Genomic DNA, 22,978 nt, shown 5'->3' on the forward strand with positions numbered 1-22,978 from the left:
AGCTGGCTTGCCTGCTCCCACAGGGGATCTAGCGTTTGATCGATAAGCTACCGATCCTCTCGGGTATGCCACAGGCGCAATAGATAGACAGTGGAATCCACTATCTCGTAACGCATTTCGTAATGACCGATCTGAATCCTGCGCACATCCCTGGGCTCGAACTCTTCCAGGCGTTCGCCGATACGAGGGTTAGCGAGCAGCGTCATGGGCGCAGCGGTAAGTTGCTGCACCGTTCGTGCAGCGGCGGGTTGATTGACCAATGCTAGAAACTCATACAGTCGGGCGAGGTCGGAAAGCGCTTTGGCCGTCCACTTCAACTCCATCAGCGCGGCACCGGCAATGGCGCATCGCCGCTGAGGCTATCAGCCCAGGCCTGGACTGCCTGGTGGTCAATCACGCGGCCAGCGTCAACATCGGCCAAGGCCTCGCGGGTCAGACGACTACGCTCTTCTTCCTGTTCAATCCAGGCAGACAGCGCCTGCTTGACGATCCAGTTTCTGGAGCGTTCCAGACGCTCTGCCATCAAATCGACCTTTTGGGCCAGTTGCTCGGGCACGTGCGCGGTGACAGACCTGGTTTTAGAGGGGGTGGCCATGTGGGACGACTCCTGATTGGTAGAGTTCTCTGGTGGCTTTAAGTATGCGCCACGACGCAGCAATCTTAATCAAAGTTAATCATAGTGAGTAACTGTACAACATCAACCGCCCTTGCGCCTGCTTACTCCACTGGCAAAGTGTCGCTCCGTCGCTGCGCAGCCGCGACCGCGACCGCGACCGCAGCGGGCACCATCCAAGGGATGAGCAGTGATCAGCACTTGATCAACAGCGCCAAAACACTCGCCGACCGAGCGCTGGACTGCCTGCATAGCGCATAGCCCCTGTGGGAGCTGGCTTGCCTGCAATAGCGGTGGGTCATCCAGCAGATTTTTCGAATGACACACCACCATCGCAGGCAAGCCAGCTCCCACACAGGTAAACTCCCCTCCTTTTCATCTCTTCAACGGAGTTCGCCTTGCGTCTGTTTCACACCTCCGACTGGCACCTGGGCCAAAACCTCCACGGCCAGGAACGCGACTTCGAACACGCCTGTTTTCTCGAGTGGCTGCTGGGTCAACTGAAAGCCCATCTGCCGGATGTACTGCTCATCGCCGGGGATATCTTCGACACGGTCAACCCACCGCTCAAGGCCCAGGAGCGTCTGTATGACTTCATCATCAGCGCTCACGAACAGAACCCCAAGCTGACGATTGTGATGATCGCCGGCAACCATGACTCCGGCTCGCGTATCGAACTGCCCGCGCCGTTGATGCGCCGCCTGCGCACTCATGCGCTCGGCCGCGTGTTGTGGCTGGATGACGGCCAACTCGACGCCGAACGCCTGCTGATCCCCCTGCCGGACGCCAAAGGCAAGATCGCCGCCTGGTGCCTCGCGTTGCCGTTCCTGCGCCCGGCAGAAGTGACCGGTGCGCACTTGGGTGACGACTACCTGCGCGGTATCGGCCAGGTGCATGAATGGTTGATCGCCGCCGCTAACGCCAAGCGCAAAAAAGGCCAGGCGCTGATTGCTATCAGCCATGCGCACATGGCCGGTGGTTCGGTGTCGGAAGACTCCGAGCGCAGCCTGATCATCGGCAATGCCGAGGCGTTGCCGGCCAGTCTGTTTGATCGAAGTGTCGCTTACGTCGCCCTCGGCCATTTGCACAAACCGCAGAAGGTCAATGGCGAGGAACGCATTCGCTACAGCGGCTCGCCGATTCCGCTGTCGTTTTCCGAAATCGGCTACAAGCACCAGATCCTCGACGTGACTTTCCAGGGCCAATGCCTGGTGAGTGTCGAGCCGCTGCTGATTCCGCGCTCGGTCGACCTGCAACGCCTGGACGCCGCGCCGCTGGCCGATATCCTCAAGGCCCTGGCCGAGTTGCCCGACGTCGACCTGCTGGCCGAAACCCAGCGCCACCCTTGGCTGGAAGTACGCGTACGCCTTGACGAGCCGCAACCCGACCTGCGCCAGCAGATCGAAAGCGCCCTGCAAGGCAAGGCCGTGCGCCTGGTGCGCATCGCCGCTGAATACGCAGGTAAAGGCAGCCGTGAAGACGAAGGCGACGACCGCCTGATCGAACTCGACCAGCTCACGCCCCAGGAACTGTTCAGCCGCGCCTGGCAGGACAGTTATGGCAGTGAAGTGGATGAACAGACTTTGAAGGACTTCGCCGTGCTGCTCCAGGAAGTGCAACAGGAGGATGAACAGCCATGAAGATCCTCGCTATCCGCTTGAAAAACCTGGCTTCATTGGCTGGCCCGTTTGAAATCGACTTTACCGCCGAGCCCCTGGCCAGTGCCGGATTGTTCGCGATTACCGGGCCGACCGGCGCCGGTAAAAGTACCCTGCTCGATGCCTTGTGCCTGGCGTTGTTTGGCGCCGTGCCGCGCCTGGGCGACACCGGCCAGGCGAAGATGCCGGATGCCGACAGCGACATTTCCATCGGCGACCCGCGCACCCTGCTGCGGCGTGGCACCGGTGGCGGTTACGCCGAAGTGGATTTCGTCGGCGTGAGTGGCCGTCGCTATCGCGCGCGCTGGGAAGCCAATCGCGCCCGCGACAAGGCCAGCGGCAAGTTGCAGAACAGCCGCCAGAGCCTGATCGACCTGGACAGCGACCAACTGCTGGCCAGCCAGAAAACCGAATACAAAACCCAGCTGGAACTGGCCCTGGGCCTCAACTTCGAACAGTTCACCCGCGCCGTATTGCTCGCGCAAAGTGAGTTCAGCGCCTTCCTCAAGGCCAACGACAACGAGCGCAGCGAACTGCTGGAAAAGCTCACCGACACGGCCCTGTATACCCAACTCGGCCGGCGCGCATTCGACAAGGCCAAAGAGGCCCGGGATGCGCACAAGCAGTTGCAGGACCAGGCGACCGGTGTGGTGCCGTTGGCGCCCGAGGCACGTGTGGAGCTGGATCAGCAGTTCGATGCTGCACAACAGCAACTCAAGACCCAGCAAGCCCAACTCAAGCAACTTGAACTTCAGCACACCTGGCTCAAGGAGCTGCGCGAATGGCAGGAACGCCAACTCGCCGCCACCGAACAACTGCAGCGTGCACAGGCCGAATGGGATAATCAGCGCCAGCAACGTGAAGACCTGGGCCGCCTGGACCAATTGGCGCCACAACGTCATCAGTTTGCGCGTCAGGCAGAAGTCAGCAACGTGCTTGCTCCGTTGGCCGCGCAGATTCAGTCGCATATCCAACAACAAGCCCAACTGCACACCCGCCAGGAGCAGGCCCAGCAGCAACAAGCCAGCGCACAAACTGCGTTGGCTGAAGCCCTGAAAAACCAAACTGATGCAGTGCCATTGCTGCGACAGGCGTTTGAAGAGCAAAGCACCCTCGCCCACTTGACCAAAGAGCTGGCCAAGCGCACCGAGGAAAAACAGCAGCACGAAAGCGCCTGCACCGAAGGCCAGGCCCAACTCACCGGGCTGCTGGAAAAACAGAGCCATGTCGCTGAACGCCTGCAACGCCTGGCGACCGAGCTTGAGCACAGCGCCGTCCTCGCGCCACTGAGCGATGCCTGGAGCGCCTACCGCGACCGTCTGCAACAGCTGATGCTGATCGGCAATCGCCTGAATAAGGGCCAGGCCGAACTGCCGCAATTGGAACAGCGCGCGACCAGCGCCGCCGAACAGTTCACTCAGCAACGCGAAGCCCTGGACCTGCTGTATCAGGAAGCCGGTGCCGAACCTCATGCCGTGGCCGAGCAGATCCAATTGCTGGCCAGCCTGCTGCAAGACAATCGCAAACAGCAACGCGCCTTCGAAGACCTGACGCGCCTGTGGGACAACCAGCAACAGCTGGACCAACACGCCGCCAGCCTGACGCAAAAGCTCACCGATGCCCAACAGCAACGCGAACAACTGAACCAGATCGGCCTGCAAACCAAGGCCGAGCTGACCGTTGCCGAACAGACACTGAACGTGACCAAACAACTGCTGGAACGCCAGCGCCTGGCCCGCAGCGCCAGCGTCGAGGAGTTGCGCGAGCAGTTGCAGGACGACCAACCCTGCCCGGTGTGCGGCAGCCACGAACACCCGTACCACCAGCCCGAAGCGTTGCTGCAAAGCCTCGGTCGTCATGACGAAAACGAAGAAGCCACCGCGCAGAGAGCCGTGGACAGCCTCAAGGAAAAACTCACCGAGTTGCGCGGCGAAGTGGGCGGTTTGATCGCCCAACAGAAGGAGTACCTGCAACAGCAGGAACACCTGGCGACGCAACAACAAGCACTCCAGCCAAGCCTGGATGCGCACCCGCTGGCCGCGTCGTTGCTCAACCAGGAAGCCGCCAAACGCAGCACCTGGCTTGAGCAGCAATTGGGCCAACTGAGCCAAAGCATCACTCAGGACGAACAACGCCAAAGCGCCCTGCTCAACCTGCAACAAAACGCCGGGCGCTTGCAGCAGCAGTTGCACGCGGCCCAGGAAGCCAGCCAGCAGGCCCGTCAATTGCTGGTCGATCAGCAACGCGAGCTGACCAGCGACCGTGAACGCCTCGACCAGGAACTGAGCGCCTTCGCCAGCCTGTTGCCCGCAGAAATCCTGGATGGTCTGCGCGCCGAGCCGGCTGCTACCTTCATGCAGCTGGACCAGCAAGTCAGTCAGCGCCTGGAACAGCTGGGTCACCAACGCGATGAGCTGGCCGAGCAACAAGAACGCCAACAGGCGATCGAGAAGGCACAGACCCACCAGCAACATCGTCAGCATCAGCTTGATGCGCTGATTCAGCAGGTCACCGAACTGACTGTCCAGCAACAGACGGCACAGGAAAAACTCAGCACGCTGCTCGGTGAACACACCAGTGCCGAACACTGGCAGCAACAGTTGGATCAGGCCGTGACCCAGTCACGCCAAAGCGAAACCGACGCCAACAAACACCTGCAAGAAATCCACAACGCCCTGATTCAACTGGCCGCCGACCTCAAGGCCCAGCAGGAGCGTGAACAGGCGTTGCTGGCCGAACAACAGGCCCTCGTCACGCGTATCAGCGAATGGCGCGCCTTGCATCCGGAACTCGACGACGCTGGCCTCACCCGCTTGCTGGCCTACGATGACGCTCAGGTCAGCCAATTGCGCCAACAGTTGCAGCACAGCGAAAAAGCCGTCGAACAGGCCAAGGTGTTGTTGCAAGAGCGCGAGCAGCGCCTCGCCGATCACCAGGCCCTGCACAATGGCAACCTCGCAGCCGAGGAGCTGGACAGCACCTTGGCTACGCTCAATCAACAACTGGCCGAGAGCGAGAAACACTGCGCCGAATTGCGCGCGCGCCAATCCGAAGACCAGCGCCGCCAGGACGCCAACCAGGCCTTTGCCGAGCAGATCGCCAAGGCCTATGACGAGTGGCAACGCTGGGCACGCCTGAACGCGCTTATCGGCTCGGCCACCGGCGATACTTTCCGCAAGATCGCCCAGGCCTACAACCTCGACCTGCTGGTGCACCACGCCAACGTGCAATTGCGCCAACTGGTACGGCGTTATCGCCTCAAACGCGGCGGCAGCATGCTCGGCCTGTTGGTGATGGACACGGAAATGGGCGACGAGCTGCGCTCGGTGCATTCATTGTCCGGCGGCGAAACCTTCCTGGTGTCCCTGGCGCTGGCGCTGGGCCTGGCGTCGATGGCCTCCAGCACATTGAAAATCGAATCACTGTTTATCGATGAGGGCTTCGGCAGCCTCGACCCGGAATCCCTGCAATTGGCGATGGACGCGCTGGATGGCTTGCAGGCCCAGGGCCGTAAAGTGGCGGTGATCTCCCACGTACAGGAGATGCACGAACGCATTCCGGTGCAAATCCAGGTCAAGCGTCAGGGCAATGGCTTGAGCACGTTGGAGGTCAAGTGAGCGAGGCGCTGCTGTATTCGTTCCGGCGCTGCCCCTATGCGATGCGGGCGCGGCTGGCCCTGCGCTACTCGGGCGTACCGGTGCGCATCGTCGAGGTGAGCCTCAAGGCCAAGCCCGCAGAAATGCTGGCGCTGTCGCCCAAGGGCACGGTGCCAGTGCTGAACGTTGACGGGCAGGTGATTGAAGAAAGCCTGGAAATCATGCAGTGGGCCTTGGCGCAGAACGACCCGGATAACTGGTTGCTGCAAGGCGACCCGGCCATATTCGCGTTGATTGCCGAGAACGACCAAGGCTTCAAGTATCACTTGAATCGATACAAGTACGCCGAGCGCTACCCGGAGCAGCCGATGGAGCATTATCGGGCCGGGGGTGAAGTGTTCCTGCAAAAGCTGGAAGCGTTATTGGCAGATCGGGATTACCTGATGGCCAACCACCTGACCCTGGCGGATGCTGCACTGGCGCCGTTTGTGCGTCAGTATGCCCATGTGGATCGAGTGTGGTTTGCCGGTACTCCGTACAAGCGGTTGCAGGCTTGGCTTGAGCGCTTTATGGACTCAGCGTTGTTCATCGCGGTGATGGCAAAACCCTGAATCCCGCGTCGCCTGCATCGCCCGCAACGCGCTTACTGCTGGGTTTTGTGATCCAGTGCGGCGTAGAAGTTGGCGCTTTGTTGCAGGTATTTCTGGGTGTAGGCGCTGGTGCTGGATTTTTTGCCGGAGACTTCCACGCTGGCCGCGGCTGGCAGGGCAACAGTGGCGGAAACAGCGGAAGCGGCGATGATGGAGAAGAGATTCAGATTCATGTCGGTAACCCTTGTGTTCGTTTGGTTGAGTGGCCGGGGAAGGCCTTGGAACCAAACTTACGCCCGAGGGCTAAGCCTTAGAAATGCTTTGAAACAGTAGCCGCTATTAATGGAATTAATAGAAAGGCTCAGGCCCCGCATGGCGGGGCCTGTGGCTTATTGACGCACCAGGAACTTGAGGTCGCTGGGCGCATCGATCGGCAATTTCTGCACGGTTTTACCCAGCAGGCCGGTTTTGGGATCGCGTTCGACCACCACGATTTCATTGCTTTTCTGATTGGCGATCAGCAAAAACTTGCCGCTCGGGTCCAGGCTGAACTCGCGCGGATGGTCACCTTCCACGGAACGGCGTTGCAGTTCCTTGAGGTGCGCGGTGGCGGGGTCGATGCTGAACACCAGCAGTTGATTGGCCGTGCCACGGTTGCTCAGGTACAGGAATTTGCCATCGCTGGAGGCGTGCAACGCGGCACCGGCCTTGTCGGCCACCGGTTGCCCGGCGGCGAAGTCCACCAACTGCGTCTGGGTCAGTTGGCCGTCCTTGTAGTCGAACACCGCCACCTGCGCGCTCATCTCGGTGGTCAGCCAGGCATGCTTGCCATCCGCACTGAACAGCAGATGGCGCGGACCGCTGCCAGGCGGCAATTCCACCGAGGCCGGGTTGGCCGGGGTCAACGGCAGCTCATGGTTGGCCTTAGGGTCGTAGTGGTAGGCAAACACCTTGTCCGCACCCAGGTCCTGCACAAACACGTACTTGCCATCCGGCGACGACACCACCGAATGCACGTGGTTGGACGCCTGGCGCTCAGGGTTGACGCGACTGGCCGGGTGCCCGCTCAGTTGCACCGGCGCCGACAGCTTGCCCGTGGCATCCACCGGCAGCGCCGCCAGGCTTCCGCCCGGATCTTCCAGCACCGAATAGTTGGCGACGAACAGGTAGCGTCCATCGGCAGCCACGCTGGAATGGGTCGGCTCATTGCCCAGGCTCTGCACCTGGTTGATCAACGTCAGCTGATGATTCTGCGGATCGATGCTGTAGCTGCTCACCCGCCCGACCGGGTCTTTCTGGCCTGGACCGTTCTCGTTGACCACAAACAGGTGCTTCTGGTCCTTGGAGATCGTCAGCCACGACGGATTGGCCGCCTTGGCCGCCAACACCGGCTGGCCTTGGAACTTGCCAGTGCGGCTGTCGAATTGCAGGCGATAGATACCTTCGCTGCTGCCGGCGGTGTAGCTGCCGACCAACAGCTCATAGGTGTCGGCCGGCGCGGCTTGCACCGACATGGCACCAACACTGCCCGCCATCAGCAGGGGCCAGAATTTACGCATCATCATCCGCTTCATCCTCGTCGTTATTGTTGTCGCCCTTGATCGCGCTCAGGCAGACCAGACGATGTTCACCGTCGTCGTTGCGCAAGAGCCAGCTTTGCAGGCTGTCATCAAAGATGGCGGCGTTCAGTTGTTCTGCACTGAAGTCCCAACGCTTGAGTTCCCGGCCGTCCATGCTTTCGATCAGCAAGTGCTGGTCGAACGTGAAGTCGAAGGCGTGCAGCCCGTTGATGATCAGCATGTCGCTGTCGGTCAGGGCGGTGCTCAGGTTGGGTTGCGAATCGGTCATGATGTGAAGTCACTGCGGGGGAAAAGACACATGATAGGTCAATTCCCCCGCGGTGCCTTGCGGCAATGGTCTAATCGATCAATGTGCGAAGAGTGAATTGCCCTTCTGCCCCGCCAGTTTCTCCGGCTTGATCAGGAACCGCGCCAGCGCCGGCAACAGCCACAGCGCCCCGAACATGTTCCACAGCAGCATGAAGGTGAGCATCAGGCCCATGTCGGCCTGGAACTTGATCGCCGAGAAGATCCAGGTGCACACACCGATCGCCAGGCACAAACCCGTGAACAGCACGGCCTTGCCGGTGGACTTGAGTGTCTGGTAGTACGCCTCTTGTAGCGGCAAGCCGGCGCGCAGGAAGCTTTCCAGGCGGCTGTAGATGTAGATGCCGTAGTCCACGCCAATCCCCACGCCCAGCGCCACCACCGGCAAGGTTGCCACCTTGACGCCGATACCCATGAACGCCATCAACGCGTTGCCCAGCACCGAGGTCAGCACCAGTGGCAGCACGATGCACAGGGTTGCCGCCCAGGAGCGGAAGGTGATCATGCACATGGTCGCCACGCACAGGTACACCAGGATCAGGATGGTCAGTTCTGACTCCTTGATCACCTCGTTGGTGGCCGCCTCGATCCCGGCGTTACCGGCGGCGAGGATGAACTCCAGGCCGTCCTTGTTGTTCTCCTTGGCGAAGTCCTGCACGGCATGCACCGCGCGATCGAGGGTTTCGGCCTTGTGGTCGTTGAGGAACACCAGCACCGGCGCCAGGGAGCAGTTGTTGTTGTACAAGCCATCGGCACGGGCGATGGAGTTGTTCAGCACATCCGGGTTACGCGACAGGGTTTCCCATTTCAGATTGCCCTCGTTCATGCCCTTGATCATTTGCTTGGACACGGTCACCAGCGAGATCGCCGACTGCACGCCCTCGGTGTTCTGCATCTTCCACATCAACTGGTCGATGGGCGCCATGGCTTCATAGCGCGAGCAGCCTTCGGCCTTGGTCTTGACCATCACCACCAGCACGTCGGAACTGGTGGAGTAGTTGCTGATGATGAAGTTGTTGTCTTTGTTGTAGCGCGAGTCCGGGCGCAGTTCCGGCGCGCCTTGGTCGAGGTCGCCGATCTTGAGGTTCTGGCTGTACCAGAGACCACCCCCAAAGGCGATCAGGGCCAGGAAGATCGAGACCGGTGCGACTTTCGGGCTGGCGAATTTCGACAGCATGCGCCAGAACGGGTGTTCGCGGTTCGCGTCTTTCTTGCTCTTGGCGATGGCGCGCTTGCTGATGCCGACGTAGGAAATCGCCACCGGCAGTAGGATCAGGTTAGTGAACACGATCACCGCCACGCCGATAGAGGCGCCGATGGCCAGTTCACGGATCACGCCGATGTCGATGATCAGCAGCGTGATGAAGCCCACCGCGTCAGCGAGGATCGCGATCATTCCCGGCAGGAACAGTTGGCGGAAGGTGCGGCGTGCAGCGGTCAGGGCGTTGTCCGCCTCGCTGGATTGCAGGGCGATACCGTTGATCTTCTGCACGCCGTGGGAAATACCAATGGCGAAGATCAGGAACGGCACCAGCATCGAGTAGGGATCCAGCCCGAAACCGGCGGCATGCATCAGGCCCAGTTGCCAGACCACCGCCACCAGAGTGGTGCTCAACACCGCAATGGTGCTGCGCAGGCAGTTGGTGAACCACAGCAGCAGGACCAGGGTAATACCGAACGCCACGCCGAAGAACAGCACCACCATGATCAGGCCATCGATCAGGTCACCGACTTTCTTGGCGAAGCCGACGATGTGGATCTGGACGTTGGGGTTCTGCTCCTGGAATTTGGTGCGGATCTTGTCTTCAAGTTCATGGGAGAACTTGCGGTAGTCGAGGGCCAGCAACTTGCCCTGATCCTGCGGGTCCGGGTAGGACTCCAGCAGCGGGATGTCGACGATGCTCGATTTGAAATCGTTAGCCACCAGGCGCCCGACCTGGCCCGACTTGAGCACGTTGTTGCGCAACTGATCGAGGCTTTCCGGCGAGCCGTTGTAGCTTTGCGGGATCACTTCACCGCCGGCAAAGCCCTCTTCGGTCACTTCGGTCCAGCGGACGCTGGGGCTCCACAACGATTTCAGGCCCGAGCGGTCGACGCCGGAGATGTAGAACACTTCGTCGTTGATCTGACGCAGGGTCTCCATGTACTCCTTGGTGAAGATGTCACCGTCCTTGGCCTCCACCGAGATGCGCACCGTGTTGCCCAGGTTCGCCAGGTCATTGCGGTGCTCCATCATCTTCTCGATGAAGGGGTGCTTGAGCGGGATCATCTTTTCAAAGCTGGTGGACGGGCGAATCAAGGTCGCCTGCCAGAACAGGAAAATGCTCACCAGCAGGCAAATCACGATCACTGCCGGGCGGTTGTTGAAGATCAGGCGCTCAAGAAAGGTCGCTTTATCGTTGTGATGACTGCTCATTCTTTCCCCGCCTTCTTATTGTTTTGTAGGTTCGGCGCCATCGGCTTTAGCGACGCGAACGCCCCCCTGCCCGGCCAGAATCAAGTTGCCATTGCCCGCCGCCGTGACGGACGACAGGGAAATCCGATCCGGACGGTTGAACACGCTGAAGGTCACGCCGTCGTCATGGCTGACCACTACGCTGCCGCCGTTGCCGACCACGACAATCGAGCCGTCCTCCAGCAAGGTCGCGCCGGACAAACCAAACTCCAGCGCTCCCCGCGCAGCGTTCAGTTCGACGGGCTCCCAGGTGCTGCCGAAATCCTTGGAACGGTACAGGTTGCCGCGCAAGCCATAGGCCAGCAGGGTTTGCGGCTGGGCGGTGCCGATCACGCCAAACAGCGAGCCCTCGTAGGGGCCTTCGATTTTCTCCCAGGTCTGGCCGTCGTCGCTGGAGCGGAACATGCTGCCCTGCTCGCCGACGATGAACAGCCCGGCGTCCTTGATATGGGCGATGGCGTTGAGGTGATACTGGTCTTCGTTGTCGAGGCGGTCGCTGACGTCTTGCCAGGTCTTGCCGCCGTCGGTGGTTTCGATCAGCGCACCGTAGGCGCCGACCGCCAGGCCGTGATTGGCATCGTTGAACCACACGTCGAGCAGCGGGGCTTCGCGTTTAAGATCCTGGTACTGCTGGGTCCAGGTGGCGCCGGCGTCGGAACTGGCAAGAATCTGCGCATCGTGGCCCACCGCCCAGCCTTGCTTGTCATCGACGAAAAACACCGCCGTGAGCAACTGTCGGGTGGGGACTTTGGCTTGGGTCCAGGTGCTGCCCTGGTCATCGGAATAGAGGATGTGCCCGCGATCACCGACCGCCACCAGGCGCTTGCCCGCGTGGACTACATCGATCATCAGGCCTTTGGCGGCCTTGGGGGATTCAATCGCAAACGAGGTATCGCTGGCGGCCTGGACGGCTGCCGGTAACACGACAGCGCCAAACAGCGAGAGCGCTGCGGCCAGCATCGCAACCCTGCGTGCGGCGCGTGGGCGGCAGACAACCCAACCCATGACAGGCTCACTCATAGACCTTTCTCCCATTTATTATTGTTATCGCTGCCTTCCGGGGCCTTGAAACCTGCAATCTAGAGCGCCTGGAGGAAGCAGGGGCCATCCTATCGGGCTTTCGAATCGTCTGACAATCGGCGCTACGTTATCTTTTGTTAACTGAGCCCCTTTCGTCAGCGCCTGAATATAGCTGCATTCGCGGGGCTGATTGCCGCAGCATCAATGAATTTTTATTCCATCTATTGAAATATGGGAATATTTATTCCATTAATAGCCTTCCTGAAAACAATAATCCAAAGGACCACGGCGATGCGTGAACTCGGAATCGGCTTGATCGGCACAGGCTTTATGGGGCGCGCCCACGCCCTGGCCTTCAATAACGCCCGCGCGGTATTCGAGCTGCCGGTACACCTCAAGCTGGCAGCACTGGCCGACGCCGACACCGAGCGCGCACAACGCTGCGCCAAGGACTGGGGATTTGCCCAGGCCCATAGCGATTGGCAGGCGTTGATCAATGACCCCAACGTCGACGTAGTGGCCATCACCACGCCCAACCATTTGCACTACCCCATGGCCATGGCGGCCATCGCGGCGGGCAAGGCGGTGTACTGCGAAAAACCCCTGGCCGTGAGCCTGGAACAAGCCGATGCCATGCGCCGCGCCGCCAGTACTGCGGGCGTGGTGACGCGGGTGGGCTACAACTACCAGCACAACCCGATGATCACGCTGGCGCGGCAGATGGTTGCCAGCGGCGAGTTGGGCGAGATCATCAGCTTCCAGGGCGAGTTCAGCGAAGATTTCATGGCCGACCCGGCCTCACCATGGTCATGGCGCTGCGAAGTCGAGCATGCCGGCGGCGCCCTGGCGGACCTGGGCAGCCACTTGCTGTCGATGGCGCGTTATCTGGTAGGCGACGTGGTGAGTGTGTGTGCCGACACCCAGACCGTCCACGCCCGACGACCTGCCGTCAAAGGCAGTGCGCAGTTGAAACCCATCGCGGTGGATGACCAGGTGCACGCCCTGCTGCGCTTCGCCAATGGCGCGCGTGGAACGGTGAGCAGCAGTTGGCTCAAGCAGGGGTACAAAAACCACCTAAGTTTCGAAATCAGCGGGACCCGTGGCACCTTGGCATTCGATCAGGAGCGCTTGAATGAATTACAGGTGTGTCGCGTCGGCCAGGACGGTTTCCAGCGTTTGCTCGCAGGCCCTGCCCTGCCCGGTTATGCGGCGTTCAGCCCGGCGGCGGGGCATCAGTTGGGCTACAACGAGTTGAAGACGCTGGAAGTTCAGGAGTTGATTCTGGCGTTGGCGGGTCAAGGTGCGGATGGCACTGACTTTGACGCAGCGTGGGAAGTTGAGCGGTTGGCGACGGCGATTCGCGTGGCGGCCAAAGAAGAACGCTGGGTACACGTCGAAGAGGTTTAACAGCCCCGAAACTTGTGGTGAGCGAGCTTGCCTCGCGCGGGGCAAGCCCGCTCACCACAAAAAGCAAAGTCTAGCGCAGTGCTCGGCGCAGGACTTTGCCCACGGTGGTCTTTGGCAGCTCAGTAGTGCGGAACTCCACGTACTTCGGCACCTTGTACCCCGTCAGGTACTCCCGGCAATGCGCAAGAATCTGCTCCTGGGTCAAGTTCGGGTCCTTGCGCACCACGATGATCTTGACCTTCTCCCCGGTCACGCCATCTTCCACGCCAATCGCCGCCACTTCGGCCACACCAGGATGCAGCGCCACCACGTCCTCGATTTCATTGGGGTACACGTTGAAGCCGGAGACCAGGATCATGTCCTTTTTCCGGTCTACCAGGCGGATAAAGCCGCGCGCGTCCATCACGCCGATATCCCCGGTCGACAACCACCCTTCGGCATCCAGCACCTCGGCAGTGGCCTCCGGACGTTTCCAATAGCCTTGCATCACTTGCGGCCCGCGCACTTGCAGTTCGCCCTGCTCGCCAACCTCAGCCAACTCACCGTTTTCGCGGATAAACCGCACCCAGGTCGAGGGCAATGGCACGCCGATGCTGCCGGTGAATTCCATCTCGCGCATGCGCGCAATGTTGATCGGGCTGATGCTCACCACCGGCGAACATTCGGTGAGGCCGTAGCCTTCGATGATCGGCAGCCCGGTGACTTCCTTCCAGCGCTTGGCCACCGCCGTGTGCGTGGCCATGCCGCCCGCGATCACCATGCGCAGGTCGGAAAAGTCACGTGCGCAGAATTCCTTGTTCTCGAGCAGGCCGTTAAACAAGGTGTTGACCCCGGCAATCCCGTTGAAGCGCTCCTTGCGCAGGATCATCTGCACGCGCTTCACGTCCCGTGGGTTGGCGATCAGGATGTTGCGCCCGCCCAGGCACATGAACATCAGGCAATTCACCGTCAGGGAAAAGATGTGGTACAGCGGCAACAAGGTGACGTTGGTTTCCTGCTTGTCCTGGTCCAGTTGGTCGCCAACCCAGGCCTTGGCTTGCAGCAGGTTGGCGATGATATTGCGGTGACTGAGCATCACGCCCTTCGCGTCGCCGGTGGTACCGCCGGTGTATTGCAGGAAGGCCAAGTCGTCGAGGTGCATCTCCACCGGGAAATGAGTGAGCGCCCGCCCCTGTTTCAGCACCTGGTTGAAGCGTAGCGCGCCGCGCAGGTTGAACGCCGGCACCTGCTTTTGCACGCGGCGCAGGATGAAGTTCATCGCTGCCCCTTTGAACGTGCCGAGCAAATCGCCGATGGCCGCGATCACCACACGCTTGACGCTGCTGCCGGTGATGACTTTTTCCAGGGTGTGGGCGAAGTTCTCGAAGATCACCACGGTTTCCGCGCCGCTGTCCTTGAGCAGGTGCTTGAGTTCATGGGAGGTGTACAGCGGGTTGACGTTGACCACCACCGCGCCGGTCAGGATCGTGCCCAACAGGCAAATCGGATACTGCAAGCAGTTGGGCATCATCAGCGCCACACGATCGCCTTTCTTGACGCCTTGCCCCTGCAGCCAGGCGGCGAAGGCATAGCCTTGCACCTGCCAGTCGGCGTAGGTCATTTCGGTGCCGATGCTGACGTACGCCACTCGCTCGCGAAATTTCTCCAGGTGCTCCAGGAACACCTCGCGCAGCGACGGGTATTCCTCGATAGCGGCGTCGATATCCGCCGGGACGCCGGGCAGGTAAGCGTTCAACCAGATCCGTTCGGTGTGTTCCAGGCTTACAGCGTTCATGGCAGTCTCCTTGTTGTTGTTTTTGATAGAGCTACTTTTCGACGATGGCGGTAATGCCCAGCCCGCCCGCCGCGCAGATGGAAATCAGGCCGCGCCCGCCGCCGTTCTCATGGATGATCTTGGCCAGCGCCGCCAATTGCCGGCCTCCTGTGGCAGCAAAGGGATGGCCACAGCCCAGTGAACCACCGTTGACGTTCATCTTCGCGCGATCGATGGTGCCCAGAGGCGCTTCCAAGCCTAGGCGCTCGCGGCAATAATCGGGGTCTTCCCAGGCCTTGAGCGTGCACAACACCTGGGCCGCAAAAGCTTCATGGATCTCGAAGAAGTCGAAGTCATCGAAGCTCAGCCCTTCGCGCTTGAGCATGCGCGGCACCGCATAGGCCGGAGCCATCAGCAGGCCCTCGGTGCCGTCGACGAAATTCACCGCCGCCGTTTCGCCGGTACGCAGGTAGGCCAGCACCGGCCAGCCGTTGGCAACCGCCCACTCTTCACTGGCCAGCAGCACCACCGAGGCGCCGTCGGTCAGGGGCGTGGAGTTGCCGGCTGTGAGGGTGCCGTTCTGGCGGTCGTAGGCTGGAGATAGGCCAGCGAGCTTTTCCAGGCTGGCATCGGCGCGCAGGTTGTTGTCCCTGGCCAGGCCGCGATGGGGGCTGATCAAGTCGTCGAAGAAGCCGCGCTTGTAGGCCGCATCCAGGCGCTGATGGCTGGTGAGGGTCAACTCATCCTGGGCCAGGCGCTTGATCTGCCAGCGCTTGGCCATTTCTTCGCAGTGTTCGCCCATGGACAGGCCAGTGCGCGGCTCGCCGTTGCGCGGTAACAGTGGTTTGAAGAACATTGAGGGCCGGACCTTGAGCAACGTCTTCAACTTGTCGCCCATACCCTTGGCACGATTGGCTGCGAGCAACGTGTGACGCAAGGACTCATTGATACCGATGGGCGCGTCAGAGGTGGTGTCGGATCCGCCCGCAATGCCCACCTCGATCTGCCCGAGGGCAATCTTGTTCGCCACCAGCAAGGCGGCTTCCAGCCCGGTGCCGCAGGCTTGTTGCACATCGTAGGCCGGCGTATCCGGCGACAAGGTGGTGGACAGCAACGACTCACGGGCCAGGTTGAAATCCCGCGAGTGCTTGATCACCGCCCCGGCGGCAAACTCACCGAGGCGTTGGCCGTGCAGGTTGTAGCGGTCGACCAGACCTTGCAACGCGGCGACCAGCAGGTCCTGGTTGCTGTCGTGGGCGTACACCGTGTTGGAGCGAGCAAACGGGATGCGGTTGCCGCCGATGATCGCGACGCGGCGGACCGGGGCCGGGTTGAAGCTGTAGTCACTCATTCCAGGTTCTCTTTCCAGATGAAAAGGCCACGCATATGGGGTTTGTCGCCGGCGAAATTGCGCACTTCGAACTCGCGGCGCGGGCTGGTCACCGGATGACTCCACAGCGCGACCTGACCGGGCAGGAAGATCGGCAGCTTGAAGTCACAATGGGCCTCGGCCTGGTCCAGGCCACTGGGCGGTTGCTGGGCGGCGAGCGCACGGCCCAGGGTCCACATGCCATGGGCAATAGCACGGCGAAAGCCGAACAGCTTGGCGCCGATCACCGAGGTGTGAATCGGGTTGAAATCCCCTGACACCTTGGCAAAACGCCGGCCCAGGTCGGCGGGCAACACCCAGCGCTGCGTGCGCAGCAAGCCCGCCTCCTGCAAGGGCAACACGTCACCCCACGGTTCGCCAACCGGGTCCTTGACGTCCCGGCGCAGGTACAGGCTGTCGCTTTCCCACACCAGCGTGTCGGCACCGTAGGCACGGGTGGCGATGCTCAGCGCCTGGCCCTTGGGATGGGCGACCCAGCGCTCGCAATACACCTCAATGCGCAACGCCTGGTCTTCGTGCAAGCGCTGGTGCTGACGGATGCGATTGGCCAGGTGCACCATACCGCTGGCCGGGTACGGAAAGCTGGGGCGAGTCAGCAGCATCAAGTGCAAAGGGAACGCCAGCACATGGGGATAGGACAGCGGCACCCCCTGCTCGCGGCGAAAACCACAGGCACGACCATAGGCGGCGATGTCGGCGGCAGACAACGCCACTGCCGAACGCACCAGGCGTTCCGTGGGCAGTACAGGCGCACCGTCAAGCTTGGGCTTGCGCAAGGCGCGCACGCCGTCCAGCAGCAAGCGGGTGCGTGAAGGCGGCGGATCAATGATCTGCGTCACGTAGTCCATGGCTCAGGCTCCCAGCAGGCTTTGGCCGCACACCCGTACGACTTGGCCGTTGACCCCGCCGGACGCCGGATGCGCCAGCCAGGCGATAGTTTCGGCCACGTCGATCGGCTGCCCGCCCTGGGACAGCGAATTCATGCGCCGCCCAGCCTCACGGATCATCAGCGGGATCTTGGCGGTCATCTGGGTTTCGATAAACCCCGGCGCCACCGCATTCACCGTCACTTGCTGTGCCGATGCACGCGGTGCCAGGCCCTGCACCAGGCCGATCACACCGGCCTTTGAGGTGGCGTAATTGCTTTGTCCGAGGTTGCCGGCGATGCCGGAAATCGACGAGACACAGACAATCCGTCCTCCAGGATTCAGGCCTTGGCTATCCAATAACGCATTGCTGAGCTGCAAAGGCGCTTCGAGGTTCACCGCCAGTACGCTGCGCCACGCGGCCTCGGTCATTTTGGCGATGGTTTTGTCACGGGTGATCCCGGCGTTGTGCACCACCACGTCAAAGGCGCCGTAGTGGCTGACATGGGCTTGTAGCAGTGCGGCTGCGTCCGTCGCGGTGATGTCCAGGGGCAGCGCCGAACCGCCGACGCTGTCCGCCGCCTGTTGCAATGCCGCCTGGGCCTGGGGCACATCCACGCACACTACGTGCGCGCCGTCCCGCGCTAATACCTGGGCAATCGCCAGGCCGATGCCACGGGAGGCGCCGGTGACCAGGGCACGACGTCCGGCGAAGGGTTTGTCCCAATTGACCGTGACTGGGCCGTCCACGGTTTTTTCCAGGCGCACCACCTGCCCCGACACATAGGCCGAACGGCGCGACAGGAAGAAACGCAAGCTGCTGTCCAGCGCGTCTTCAGCTCCCGGCGCCACGTAGATCAACTGCACAGTGATCGCCCTACGCAGCTCCTTGGCCAGCGAGCGCACCAAGCCTTCAAGGGCGCGTTGGGCGATGGCCTGGGGTAAATCCTGGCAATGTTCCGGCGCGGTGCCGAGCACCACCACGCGGCCGTGGTGGCCAAGGCGCTTGGCGTTGGCGTGGAAGAACACATACAGCTCGTCCAACTGTTGCAGGTCGACCACGGCGCTGGCGTCAAATACGGCGCCCTGCACTTTCACCGTAGACGGCGCCTTGAGCGTGGCCGGGGTGGCAATGACGGTGTCCGTTGCCGCGAAGATCCGCTGCACCTCGTCGGCCAGGCGCCCTGCCCCGGCGACGATCACCGGGTTGACCAAGCCCTGCTGGCCGCGGCGGTAGCGTTGCAATGGCAAGGGTTGCGGCAAGCCGATGGCCTGGGCCAGGCGACGGCCCCAGGCGGAATTGACGAAAGAAAGGTAGCTGTCACTCATAGGTAGTTCTACTCACAACGCTGTCTTGGCTGTAAACCCGATCAGTGTGGGAGCGGGCTTGCTCGCTCCCACATTTGGACCGTGTTTCTCCTAATTGACCGAGGCGTTTTCACCTTGGGCGGTTCGGCGCTTTGGCACAGGCTCCAGCGCTTGCTTGCGCTGCTGCAACGCCTCCAGCAAGCCGAAGTCCTGCGGAAAGTCATCTACCTGGATGCCGTGGTCGGCGTATTCCACATAACGGCCGAGCAAGGTGTCCTCGTCATCGCTGATCAAGTCCAGCGCGCGCGCCTTGACACGCCAGGCGGTGAAGGCTGTGGCGGAGATCGGCATGGGTTCGATCACGCCTTGCTTGACCGCGGGCTTGAGCCGGGCATCGATCAGCTCGACCTGCGGCAGCAGGCGGAAACCCAGTTCGCCGTAGGCCAATTTGTCGATTTCCGGACGTGGGATATAGGAATTGGCCAGCAAGCGGTCGCGGGTTTCGCCCGGTGTCTGCACCACCTCGGCCACTTGGGCCAGCAGACGATCCGAGGGTTTGCGCAGTGGGATACCGAACGGGAACGTCAGGCCACGCAACACCGCTGCGGCAGGTTTCGACGGGTAGTTATCGAGCACTTCCGCCAGCGCTTCGTGGGCCCGCAGCAACGCGTCCTGGGCCGCCCAGTGCACCAGTGGCAGATCCGCCTGGGGCCGGCCATCGTCCTCAAAACGCTTGAGCACGCAGGACAGGATGTACAGCTGCGACAGAATATCGCCCAAACGCCCGGTGATACTTTCCTTGCGCTTGAGGGCACCGCCCAGCACGCCCATGGAAATGTCCGAAATCAGCGCAAGCACCACTGACAGACGATTGGCCTGGCGGTAGTAGGACGCCAGCGCCGGGTCGGTCTTGGTCGGGGCAGAAATCAACCGCCCTCCTGTCAGGGAATGCACCGCAGCACGGACGGTATTGGCCAACACAAAGCTCACGTGGCCGAACATGGCGCTGTCGAAGGCTTCCAGCGCTTGACGTTTGTCCGGATTGCGCGCCGCTTCCATCTCACGGAATACATAGGGATGGCAGCGGATCAGGCCCTGACCAAAGATGATCAGGCAGCGCGTCATGATGTTCGCGCCTTCCACCGTAATGGCAATGGGGCTTTGCTGGTAGGCACGGGCCAGGAAGTTGTTGGGGCCCATGCAGATGCCCTTGCCGGCCACGATATCCATGCCGTCATTGACGATGATCCGCGCACGCTCGGTGACGTGGTACTTGGCGATCGCCGAGATCACCGACGGTTTCTCACCCGCGTCCAGGGACGCTACCGACACCTTGCGCACCGCATCGCAGGCATACAGATGTCCAGCCATGCGCGCCAAGGGCGCCTGCACACCTTCGAATTTGCCGATGGGCAGGCCGAACTGTTTGCGCATCGCGGCATAGGCGGTGGTGCCACGCACCGCCACCTTGCCCAGGCCGACGTTGGCCGACGGCAGGGAAATAGCCCGGCCGGCTGCCAGGCATTCCATCAACATGCGCCAGCCGTTGCCGACTTGTTCGCGGCCGCCAATCACCCATTCCAGTGGGATGAATACATCCTTGCCGGTGGTAGGACCGTTCTGGAAAACGGCATTGAGTGGCCAATGGCGGCGACCGCTGTTTACCCCCGGATGGGACGTCGGGATCAACGCACAGGTGATCCCCAGCGAGCCGGGCTGGCCAAGTAAGCCATCCGGGTCTTCGGCGCGAAACGCCAGGCCGAGCACCGTGGCAATCGGGCCCAGGGTGATGTAGCGCTTGTCCCAGGTCACGCGGAAACCCAGGACTTCCTGGCCTTCATGCTGGCCTTTGCAGACAATGCCCAGGTCAGGAATCGCCCCGGCATCGGACCCCGCATACGGGCTGGTCAGGGCAAAGCACGGGATGTCTTCACCCCGCGCCAAGCGCGGCAGGTAGTAATTGCGCTGGGCATCGGTGCCGTAATGCAACAGCAGCTCGGCCGGGCCTAGGGAGTTAGGCACCATCACCGAAATGGCGGCCGCCGAGCAACGCGTCGACAGCTTCATCACCACCTGCGAGTGCGCGTAGTGGGAGAAGCCTTTGCCGCCGTATTGCTTGGGAATGATCATGCCGAGGAACCCGGCATCCTTGGTGTACTGCCAGCCTTCGGGCGACATGTCTTGCCAGACCTGGGTGGTTTCCCAGTCGTTGGCGATATCGCACAGGGTTTCGACTTCGTTGTCGAGGAAGGCTTGCTCTTCAGCGCTCAGGCTGGCCGGCGCGGCTTGCAGCAGGCGCTGCCAGTTGGGCTTGCCGCTGAACAGCTCGGCATCCCACCACACGGTGCCGGACTCGATGGCGGCGCGTTCGGTGTCGGACATAGCCGGCATGATCGTACGAAACAAGCCCAAGGCCTTGCTGGTCAGCAAGGTACGGCGCAGGGGTTTGATCGTCATCAACAACGCGGGAGCGACCACCAGTACCGCCGCGACTGTGGCGCCTAAACCGGCCACCACGTTGAACAGGTAACCCGCCGCCAGCCAGATCAGGCCTGCACCCAACCAATGAAGGGCAGCGGCTTGTCGATACGCCAGGGCAATCGCAGCTGCGAAACCCACCAATAACCAGATAACCATGGAGATACCTCTACTCGATTCAGGGTACGGCCTACGTGCGCCAGGTCGGATGACATGCGGCGTAACGCCACACTACAAAATTCGAAAACTATATTCAAATTTTGTTTTGAAATTATTATTTAATACGTGCGCAAAAAAAGGGCGGCTGAGCGGGCCGCCGGGTCAACCAGTCGAGAAAACAGCGCCTGGCCTGAGCAGCCAGGGCTATTGAGCGCAAGATACTCAGTAGAACAAAGGACGAACTGCAGGGTTAAGGCAGCAAGATGCGCTTGGTGCCTTGACCCCATATCCTACTTAACCATCAGATTAACCATCAGAACGCGTAAGTGGCCGACAGACTGACCACGTCGCCCGACGACTCGGCTTTACCGTCAAGGCTAGCGCCCCCCAGGCGATCAACGTTTTTGGTCTTCAACTTGACCTCCTGAACGAACTGGTGGGAATAGGCGACGTCAAGGCTCAAGCCCTTCACCGCTTTTACGTCATAGCCAGCACCGAGTGACAGGAAGGTGCGATCGCCATCTGGAATCCGCGGGTCACGGGTTGAATTGCGGGTGGGCGTCTGGTCAATGGCTACGCCAGCACGCAGGGTCAGCTCATCGGTGGCGCGGAAGTCGCCGCCGACCGAATACATCCACGTGTCTTTGTAGTTGTAAGGAATAGAAACGATCTCGATATCACCAGACTTCAGCGTGAGATCCTTGAACGATGACCACTGCGTCCATACCACGCTCGCGCCCAGGGTTAAGCGATCGTTGAATTGGTGAACCCAGTCAAAACCGGCGGTGGCAGGAATATCCAATTGGGTGCTGGCGTGGGCACCGTCGGGGAACAGTTTGAGGCCCGGATAAGCCACTTCAACCAATGTGCCATTCCCACCAATCGGGCTAGGTTGGGTCATCAACGCATAGTTATAGGCATCCGCACGAATATTGTACTTGCCCGTCATCTTGTTTTTGATCTTGGCGTGATAGTTGAGGCCCAGGGTATCTCTATCAGTGGGTTTCCATGTCACACCGGTAAACCAGCCCGTCGAAATATTGTCGACCTTGACTCGCATCAACGCGCCGCCGACACCTGATGGCAACTGCACGCCATTGAGTTCAGGACTCGTGGAATTGGACGCCGCCGAAAACAAATCGATGTTCTGGCTAACAAAACCTTTGCTGTGCTGAACGATCAGGCCGCCACCAATGGAAAACTGATCAGTGACCTTGAACGAAAGAGAGCCTGTCAGCCCGACGGTTTCGATTTTGGTATCTACCGCAAAATCACGAAATTTGGAGTCTTCGTTCCATGTCGAACGCATGCCTTGGGGCACTACCTGGCTTAAACCAAACGCGAAGCGGTCTCCAAGCGGCATCACCATGAATCCGGTCGGCAACCAAGCAGTGAAACCACCTTGCCCACCATCATTGTTGTTCACCACGGCCGCCGGGACGTCGGGAAAACCATTGTCCCCAATCGGAATATTGGCGACGGGGTCACCTTTATAATCGTTGGCACTGCCCTTGTACTTGATCTTGATGCGCGCGTAGTCAACCGTAAATTGCGCAACATTGTGTTCTACAAAAGCCATTGCCGCCGGGTTGTTGTAAGCAGAACTCGGGTCATTTTTGAACAGCGAACCGCCGGCAAATGCCCTCCCCCAACCAGGTGCGCCATAAGTAGGCGTGGAGAAACCGCCGGCGTGTACAGGCGTGGCGACCATCACCCCTCCCATTAGCGCCAATCCCAGCAGAACCTGTACCTGTTGTTTCTTATTATTCATACGGCACTCCTTATTGTTATCTCACTGA

General features: G+C 60.9%; 17 protein-coding genes. 4 read left to right on the top strand and 13 right to left on the bottom strand.

Annotated elements, in window-relative coordinates; genetic code table 11:
- Positions 1-47: 47 nt before the first annotated feature.
- Positions 48-323 carry a type II toxin-antitoxin system RelE/ParE family toxin gene (locus tag ACP7C6_RS00120; RefSeq protein WP_028616476.1) on the bottom strand — a complete coding sequence of 92 codons (276 nt, stop codon included), beginning with the start codon at positions 321-323 and terminating at the stop codon, positions 48-50.
- The gene (locus tag ACP7C6_RS00125; RefSeq protein ID WP_028616477.1) at positions 323-595 is read right to left on the bottom strand and encodes a CopG family ribbon-helix-helix protein; all 273 of its coding nucleotides are present in this window, start codon (positions 593-595) and stop codon (positions 323-325) included. The genes ACP7C6_RS00120 and ACP7C6_RS00125 overlap by 1 nt, the downstream gene beginning before the upstream one ends.
- A gap of 416 nt (positions 596-1,011) precedes the next feature.
- Here ACP7C6_RS00125 and ACP7C6_RS00130 point away from each other — a divergent pair, with 416 nt between their 5' ends.
- The 3 genes from ACP7C6_RS00130 to ACP7C6_RS00140 are packed head-to-tail and all read left to right on the top strand — an operon-like array spanning position 1,012 to position 6,478.
- The gene (locus tag ACP7C6_RS00130; protein ID WP_028616478.1) at positions 1,012-2,253 is read left to right on the top strand and encodes an exonuclease SbcCD subunit D C-terminal domain-containing protein; all 1,242 of its coding nucleotides are present in this window, start codon (positions 1,012-1,014) and stop codon (positions 2,251-2,253) included.
- Positions 2,250-5,888, top strand: coding sequence for an AAA family ATPase (locus ACP7C6_RS00135; protein ID WP_308907516.1), 3,639 nt, complete (start codon positions 2,250-2,252; stop codon positions 5,886-5,888). Before ACP7C6_RS00130 ends, ACP7C6_RS00135 begins: the two co-directional genes overlap by 4 nt.
- On the top strand, positions 5,885-6,478 hold the full coding sequence (locus ACP7C6_RS00140) for a glutathione S-transferase (protein ID WP_068935895.1): 594 nt from the start codon (positions 5,885-5,887) through the stop codon (positions 6,476-6,478). The genes ACP7C6_RS00135 and ACP7C6_RS00140 overlap by 4 nt, the downstream gene beginning before the upstream one ends.
- Before the next feature lie 32 nt (positions 6,479-6,510).
- Here ACP7C6_RS00140 and ACP7C6_RS00145 read toward each other — a convergent pair whose 3' ends face one another.
- The 5 genes from ACP7C6_RS00145 to ACP7C6_RS00165 all read right to left on the bottom strand — a co-directional run bounded on the left by ACP7C6_RS00145 (position 6,511) and on the right by ACP7C6_RS00165 (position 11,803).
- Complete coding sequence (locus ACP7C6_RS00145; RefSeq protein WP_016980181.1) at positions 6,511-6,690, bottom strand: hypothetical protein; 180 nt, start codon at positions 6,688-6,690, stop codon at positions 6,511-6,513.
- Positions 6,691-6,846: 156 nt separating this feature from the next.
- Positions 6,847-8,022, bottom strand: coding sequence for a lactonase family protein (locus ACP7C6_RS00150; RefSeq protein WP_426107990.1), 1,176 nt, complete (start codon positions 8,020-8,022; stop codon positions 6,847-6,849).
- Entirely contained in the window at positions 8,009-8,305 is a 297-nt protein-coding gene (locus tag ACP7C6_RS00155; RefSeq protein WP_426107992.1) for a DUF5629 family protein, read from the bottom strand. The genes ACP7C6_RS00150 and ACP7C6_RS00155 overlap by 14 nt, the downstream gene beginning before the upstream one ends.
- 78 nt (positions 8,306-8,383) lie before the next feature.
- Positions 8,384-10,759, bottom strand: a complete 2,376-nt coding sequence (locus tag ACP7C6_RS00160; protein WP_028616482.1) for an efflux RND transporter permease subunit — start codon at positions 10,757-10,759, stop codon at positions 8,384-8,386.
- Positions 10,760-10,774: 15 nt separating this feature from the next.
- On the bottom strand, positions 10,775-11,803 hold the full coding sequence (locus tag ACP7C6_RS00165) for a WD40/YVTN/BNR-like repeat-containing protein (RefSeq protein ID WP_426108314.1): 1,029 nt from the start codon (positions 11,801-11,803) through the stop codon (positions 10,775-10,777).
- A 306-nt stretch (positions 11,804-12,109) separates the two neighbouring features.
- Between ACP7C6_RS00165 and ACP7C6_RS00170 the strand changes: the two genes are divergently transcribed.
- On the top strand, positions 12,110-13,225 hold the full coding sequence (locus tag ACP7C6_RS00170; protein WP_426107994.1) for a Gfo/Idh/MocA family protein: 1,116 nt from the start codon (positions 12,110-12,112) through the stop codon (positions 13,223-13,225).
- 70 nt (positions 13,226-13,295) lie between these two features.
- Here the strand turns inward: ACP7C6_RS00170 and ACP7C6_RS00175 are convergent, their stop codons facing one another.
- From ACP7C6_RS00175 to ACP7C6_RS00200, 6 genes are all read right to left on the bottom strand, one after another.
- Entirely contained in the window at positions 13,296-14,999 is a 1,704-nt protein-coding gene (locus tag ACP7C6_RS00175; RefSeq protein ID WP_068935889.1) for an AMP-binding protein, read from the bottom strand.
- Between the two features lie 31 nt (positions 15,000-15,030).
- Positions 15,031-16,329 carry an acetyl-CoA C-acetyltransferase gene (locus tag ACP7C6_RS00180; RefSeq protein ID WP_068935887.1) on the bottom strand — a complete coding sequence of 433 codons (1,299 nt, stop codon included), beginning with the start codon at positions 16,327-16,329 and terminating at the stop codon, positions 15,031-15,033.
- Complete coding sequence (locus tag ACP7C6_RS00185; RefSeq protein WP_426107997.1) at positions 16,326-17,216, bottom strand: MaoC/PaaZ C-terminal domain-containing protein; 891 nt, start codon at positions 17,214-17,216, stop codon at positions 16,326-16,328. Before ACP7C6_RS00185 ends, ACP7C6_RS00180 begins: the two co-directional genes overlap by 4 nt.
- A 3-nt stretch (positions 17,217-17,219) precedes the next feature.
- A complete protein-coding gene (locus ACP7C6_RS00190) occupies positions 17,220-18,563 on the bottom strand; it encodes a 3-oxoacyl-ACP reductase (protein WP_311892647.1) in 1,344 nt (447 codons plus the stop codon).
- Between the two features lie 90 nt (positions 18,564-18,653).
- Complete coding sequence (locus ACP7C6_RS00195) at positions 18,654-21,179, bottom strand: acyl-CoA dehydrogenase (RefSeq protein WP_426107999.1); 2,526 nt, start codon at positions 21,177-21,179, stop codon at positions 18,654-18,656.
- A gap of 313 nt (positions 21,180-21,492) precedes the next feature.
- Complete coding sequence (locus tag ACP7C6_RS00200) at positions 21,493-22,950, bottom strand: outer membrane protein transport protein (protein ID WP_122728263.1); 1,458 nt, start codon at positions 22,948-22,950, stop codon at positions 21,493-21,495.
- Between the last annotated feature and the right edge of the window lie 28 nt (positions 22,951-22,978).

Source organism: Pseudomonas sp. TWR1-1-4 (assembly GCF_049897165.1).
Lineage (GTDB): Bacteria > Pseudomonadota > Gammaproteobacteria > Pseudomonadales > Pseudomonadaceae > Aquipseudomonas > Aquipseudomonas canadensis.

Excerpts from the sequence above, each read along its gene's own strand:
- ACP7C6_RS00120 (WP_028616476.1), bottom strand. The coding sequence starts at position 323 with ATGGAGTTGAAGTGGACGGCCAAAGCGCTTTCCGACCTCGCCCGACTG.
- ACP7C6_RS00125 (WP_028616477.1), bottom strand. The coding sequence starts at position 595 with ATGGCCACCCCCTCTAAAACCAGGTCTGTCACCGCGCACGTGCCCGAG.
- ACP7C6_RS00135 (WP_308907516.1), top strand. The coding sequence starts at position 2,250 with ATGAAGATCCTCGCTATCCGCTTGAAAAACCTGGCTTCATTGGCTGGC.
- ACP7C6_RS00145 (WP_016980181.1), bottom strand. The coding sequence starts at position 6,690 with ATGAATCTGAATCTCTTCTCCATCATCGCCGCTTCCGCTGTTTCCGCC.
- ACP7C6_RS00150 (WP_426107990.1), bottom strand. The coding sequence starts at position 8,022 with ATGATGATGCGTAAATTCTGGCCCCTGCTGATGGCGGGCAGTGTTGGT.
- ACP7C6_RS00155 (WP_426107992.1), bottom strand. The coding sequence starts at position 8,305 with ATGACCGATTCGCAACCCAACCTGAGCACCGCCCTGACCGACAGCGAC.
- ACP7C6_RS00160 (WP_028616482.1), bottom strand. The coding sequence starts at position 10,759 with ATGAGCAGTCATCACAACGATAAAGCGACCTTTCTTGAGCGCCTGATC.
- ACP7C6_RS00165 (WP_426108314.1), bottom strand. The coding sequence starts at position 11,803 with ATGGGTTGGGTTGTCTGCCGCCCACGCGCCGCACGCAGGGTTGCGATG.
- ACP7C6_RS00170 (WP_426107994.1), top strand. The coding sequence starts at position 12,110 with ATGCGTGAACTCGGAATCGGCTTGATCGGCACAGGCTTTATGGGGCGC.
- ACP7C6_RS00175 (WP_068935889.1), bottom strand. The coding sequence starts at position 14,999 with ATGAACGCTGTAAGCCTGGAACACACCGAACGGATCTGGTTGAACGCT.
- ACP7C6_RS00180 (WP_068935887.1), bottom strand. The coding sequence starts at position 16,329 with ATGAGTGACTACAGCTTCAACCCGGCCCCGGTCCGCCGCGTCGCGATC.
- ACP7C6_RS00185 (WP_426107997.1), bottom strand. The coding sequence starts at position 17,216 with ATGGACTACGTGACGCAGATCATTGATCCGCCGCCTTCACGCACCCGC.
- ACP7C6_RS00190 (WP_311892647.1), bottom strand. The coding sequence starts at position 18,563 with ATGAGTGACAGCTACCTTTCTTTCGTCAATTCCGCCTGGGGCCGTCGC.
- ACP7C6_RS00195 (WP_426107999.1), bottom strand. The coding sequence starts at position 21,179 with ATGGTTATCTGGTTATTGGTGGGTTTCGCAGCTGCGATTGCCCTGGCG.
- ACP7C6_RS00200 (WP_122728263.1), bottom strand. The coding sequence starts at position 22,950 with ATGAATAATAAGAAACAACAGGTACAGGTTCTGCTGGGATTGGCGCTA.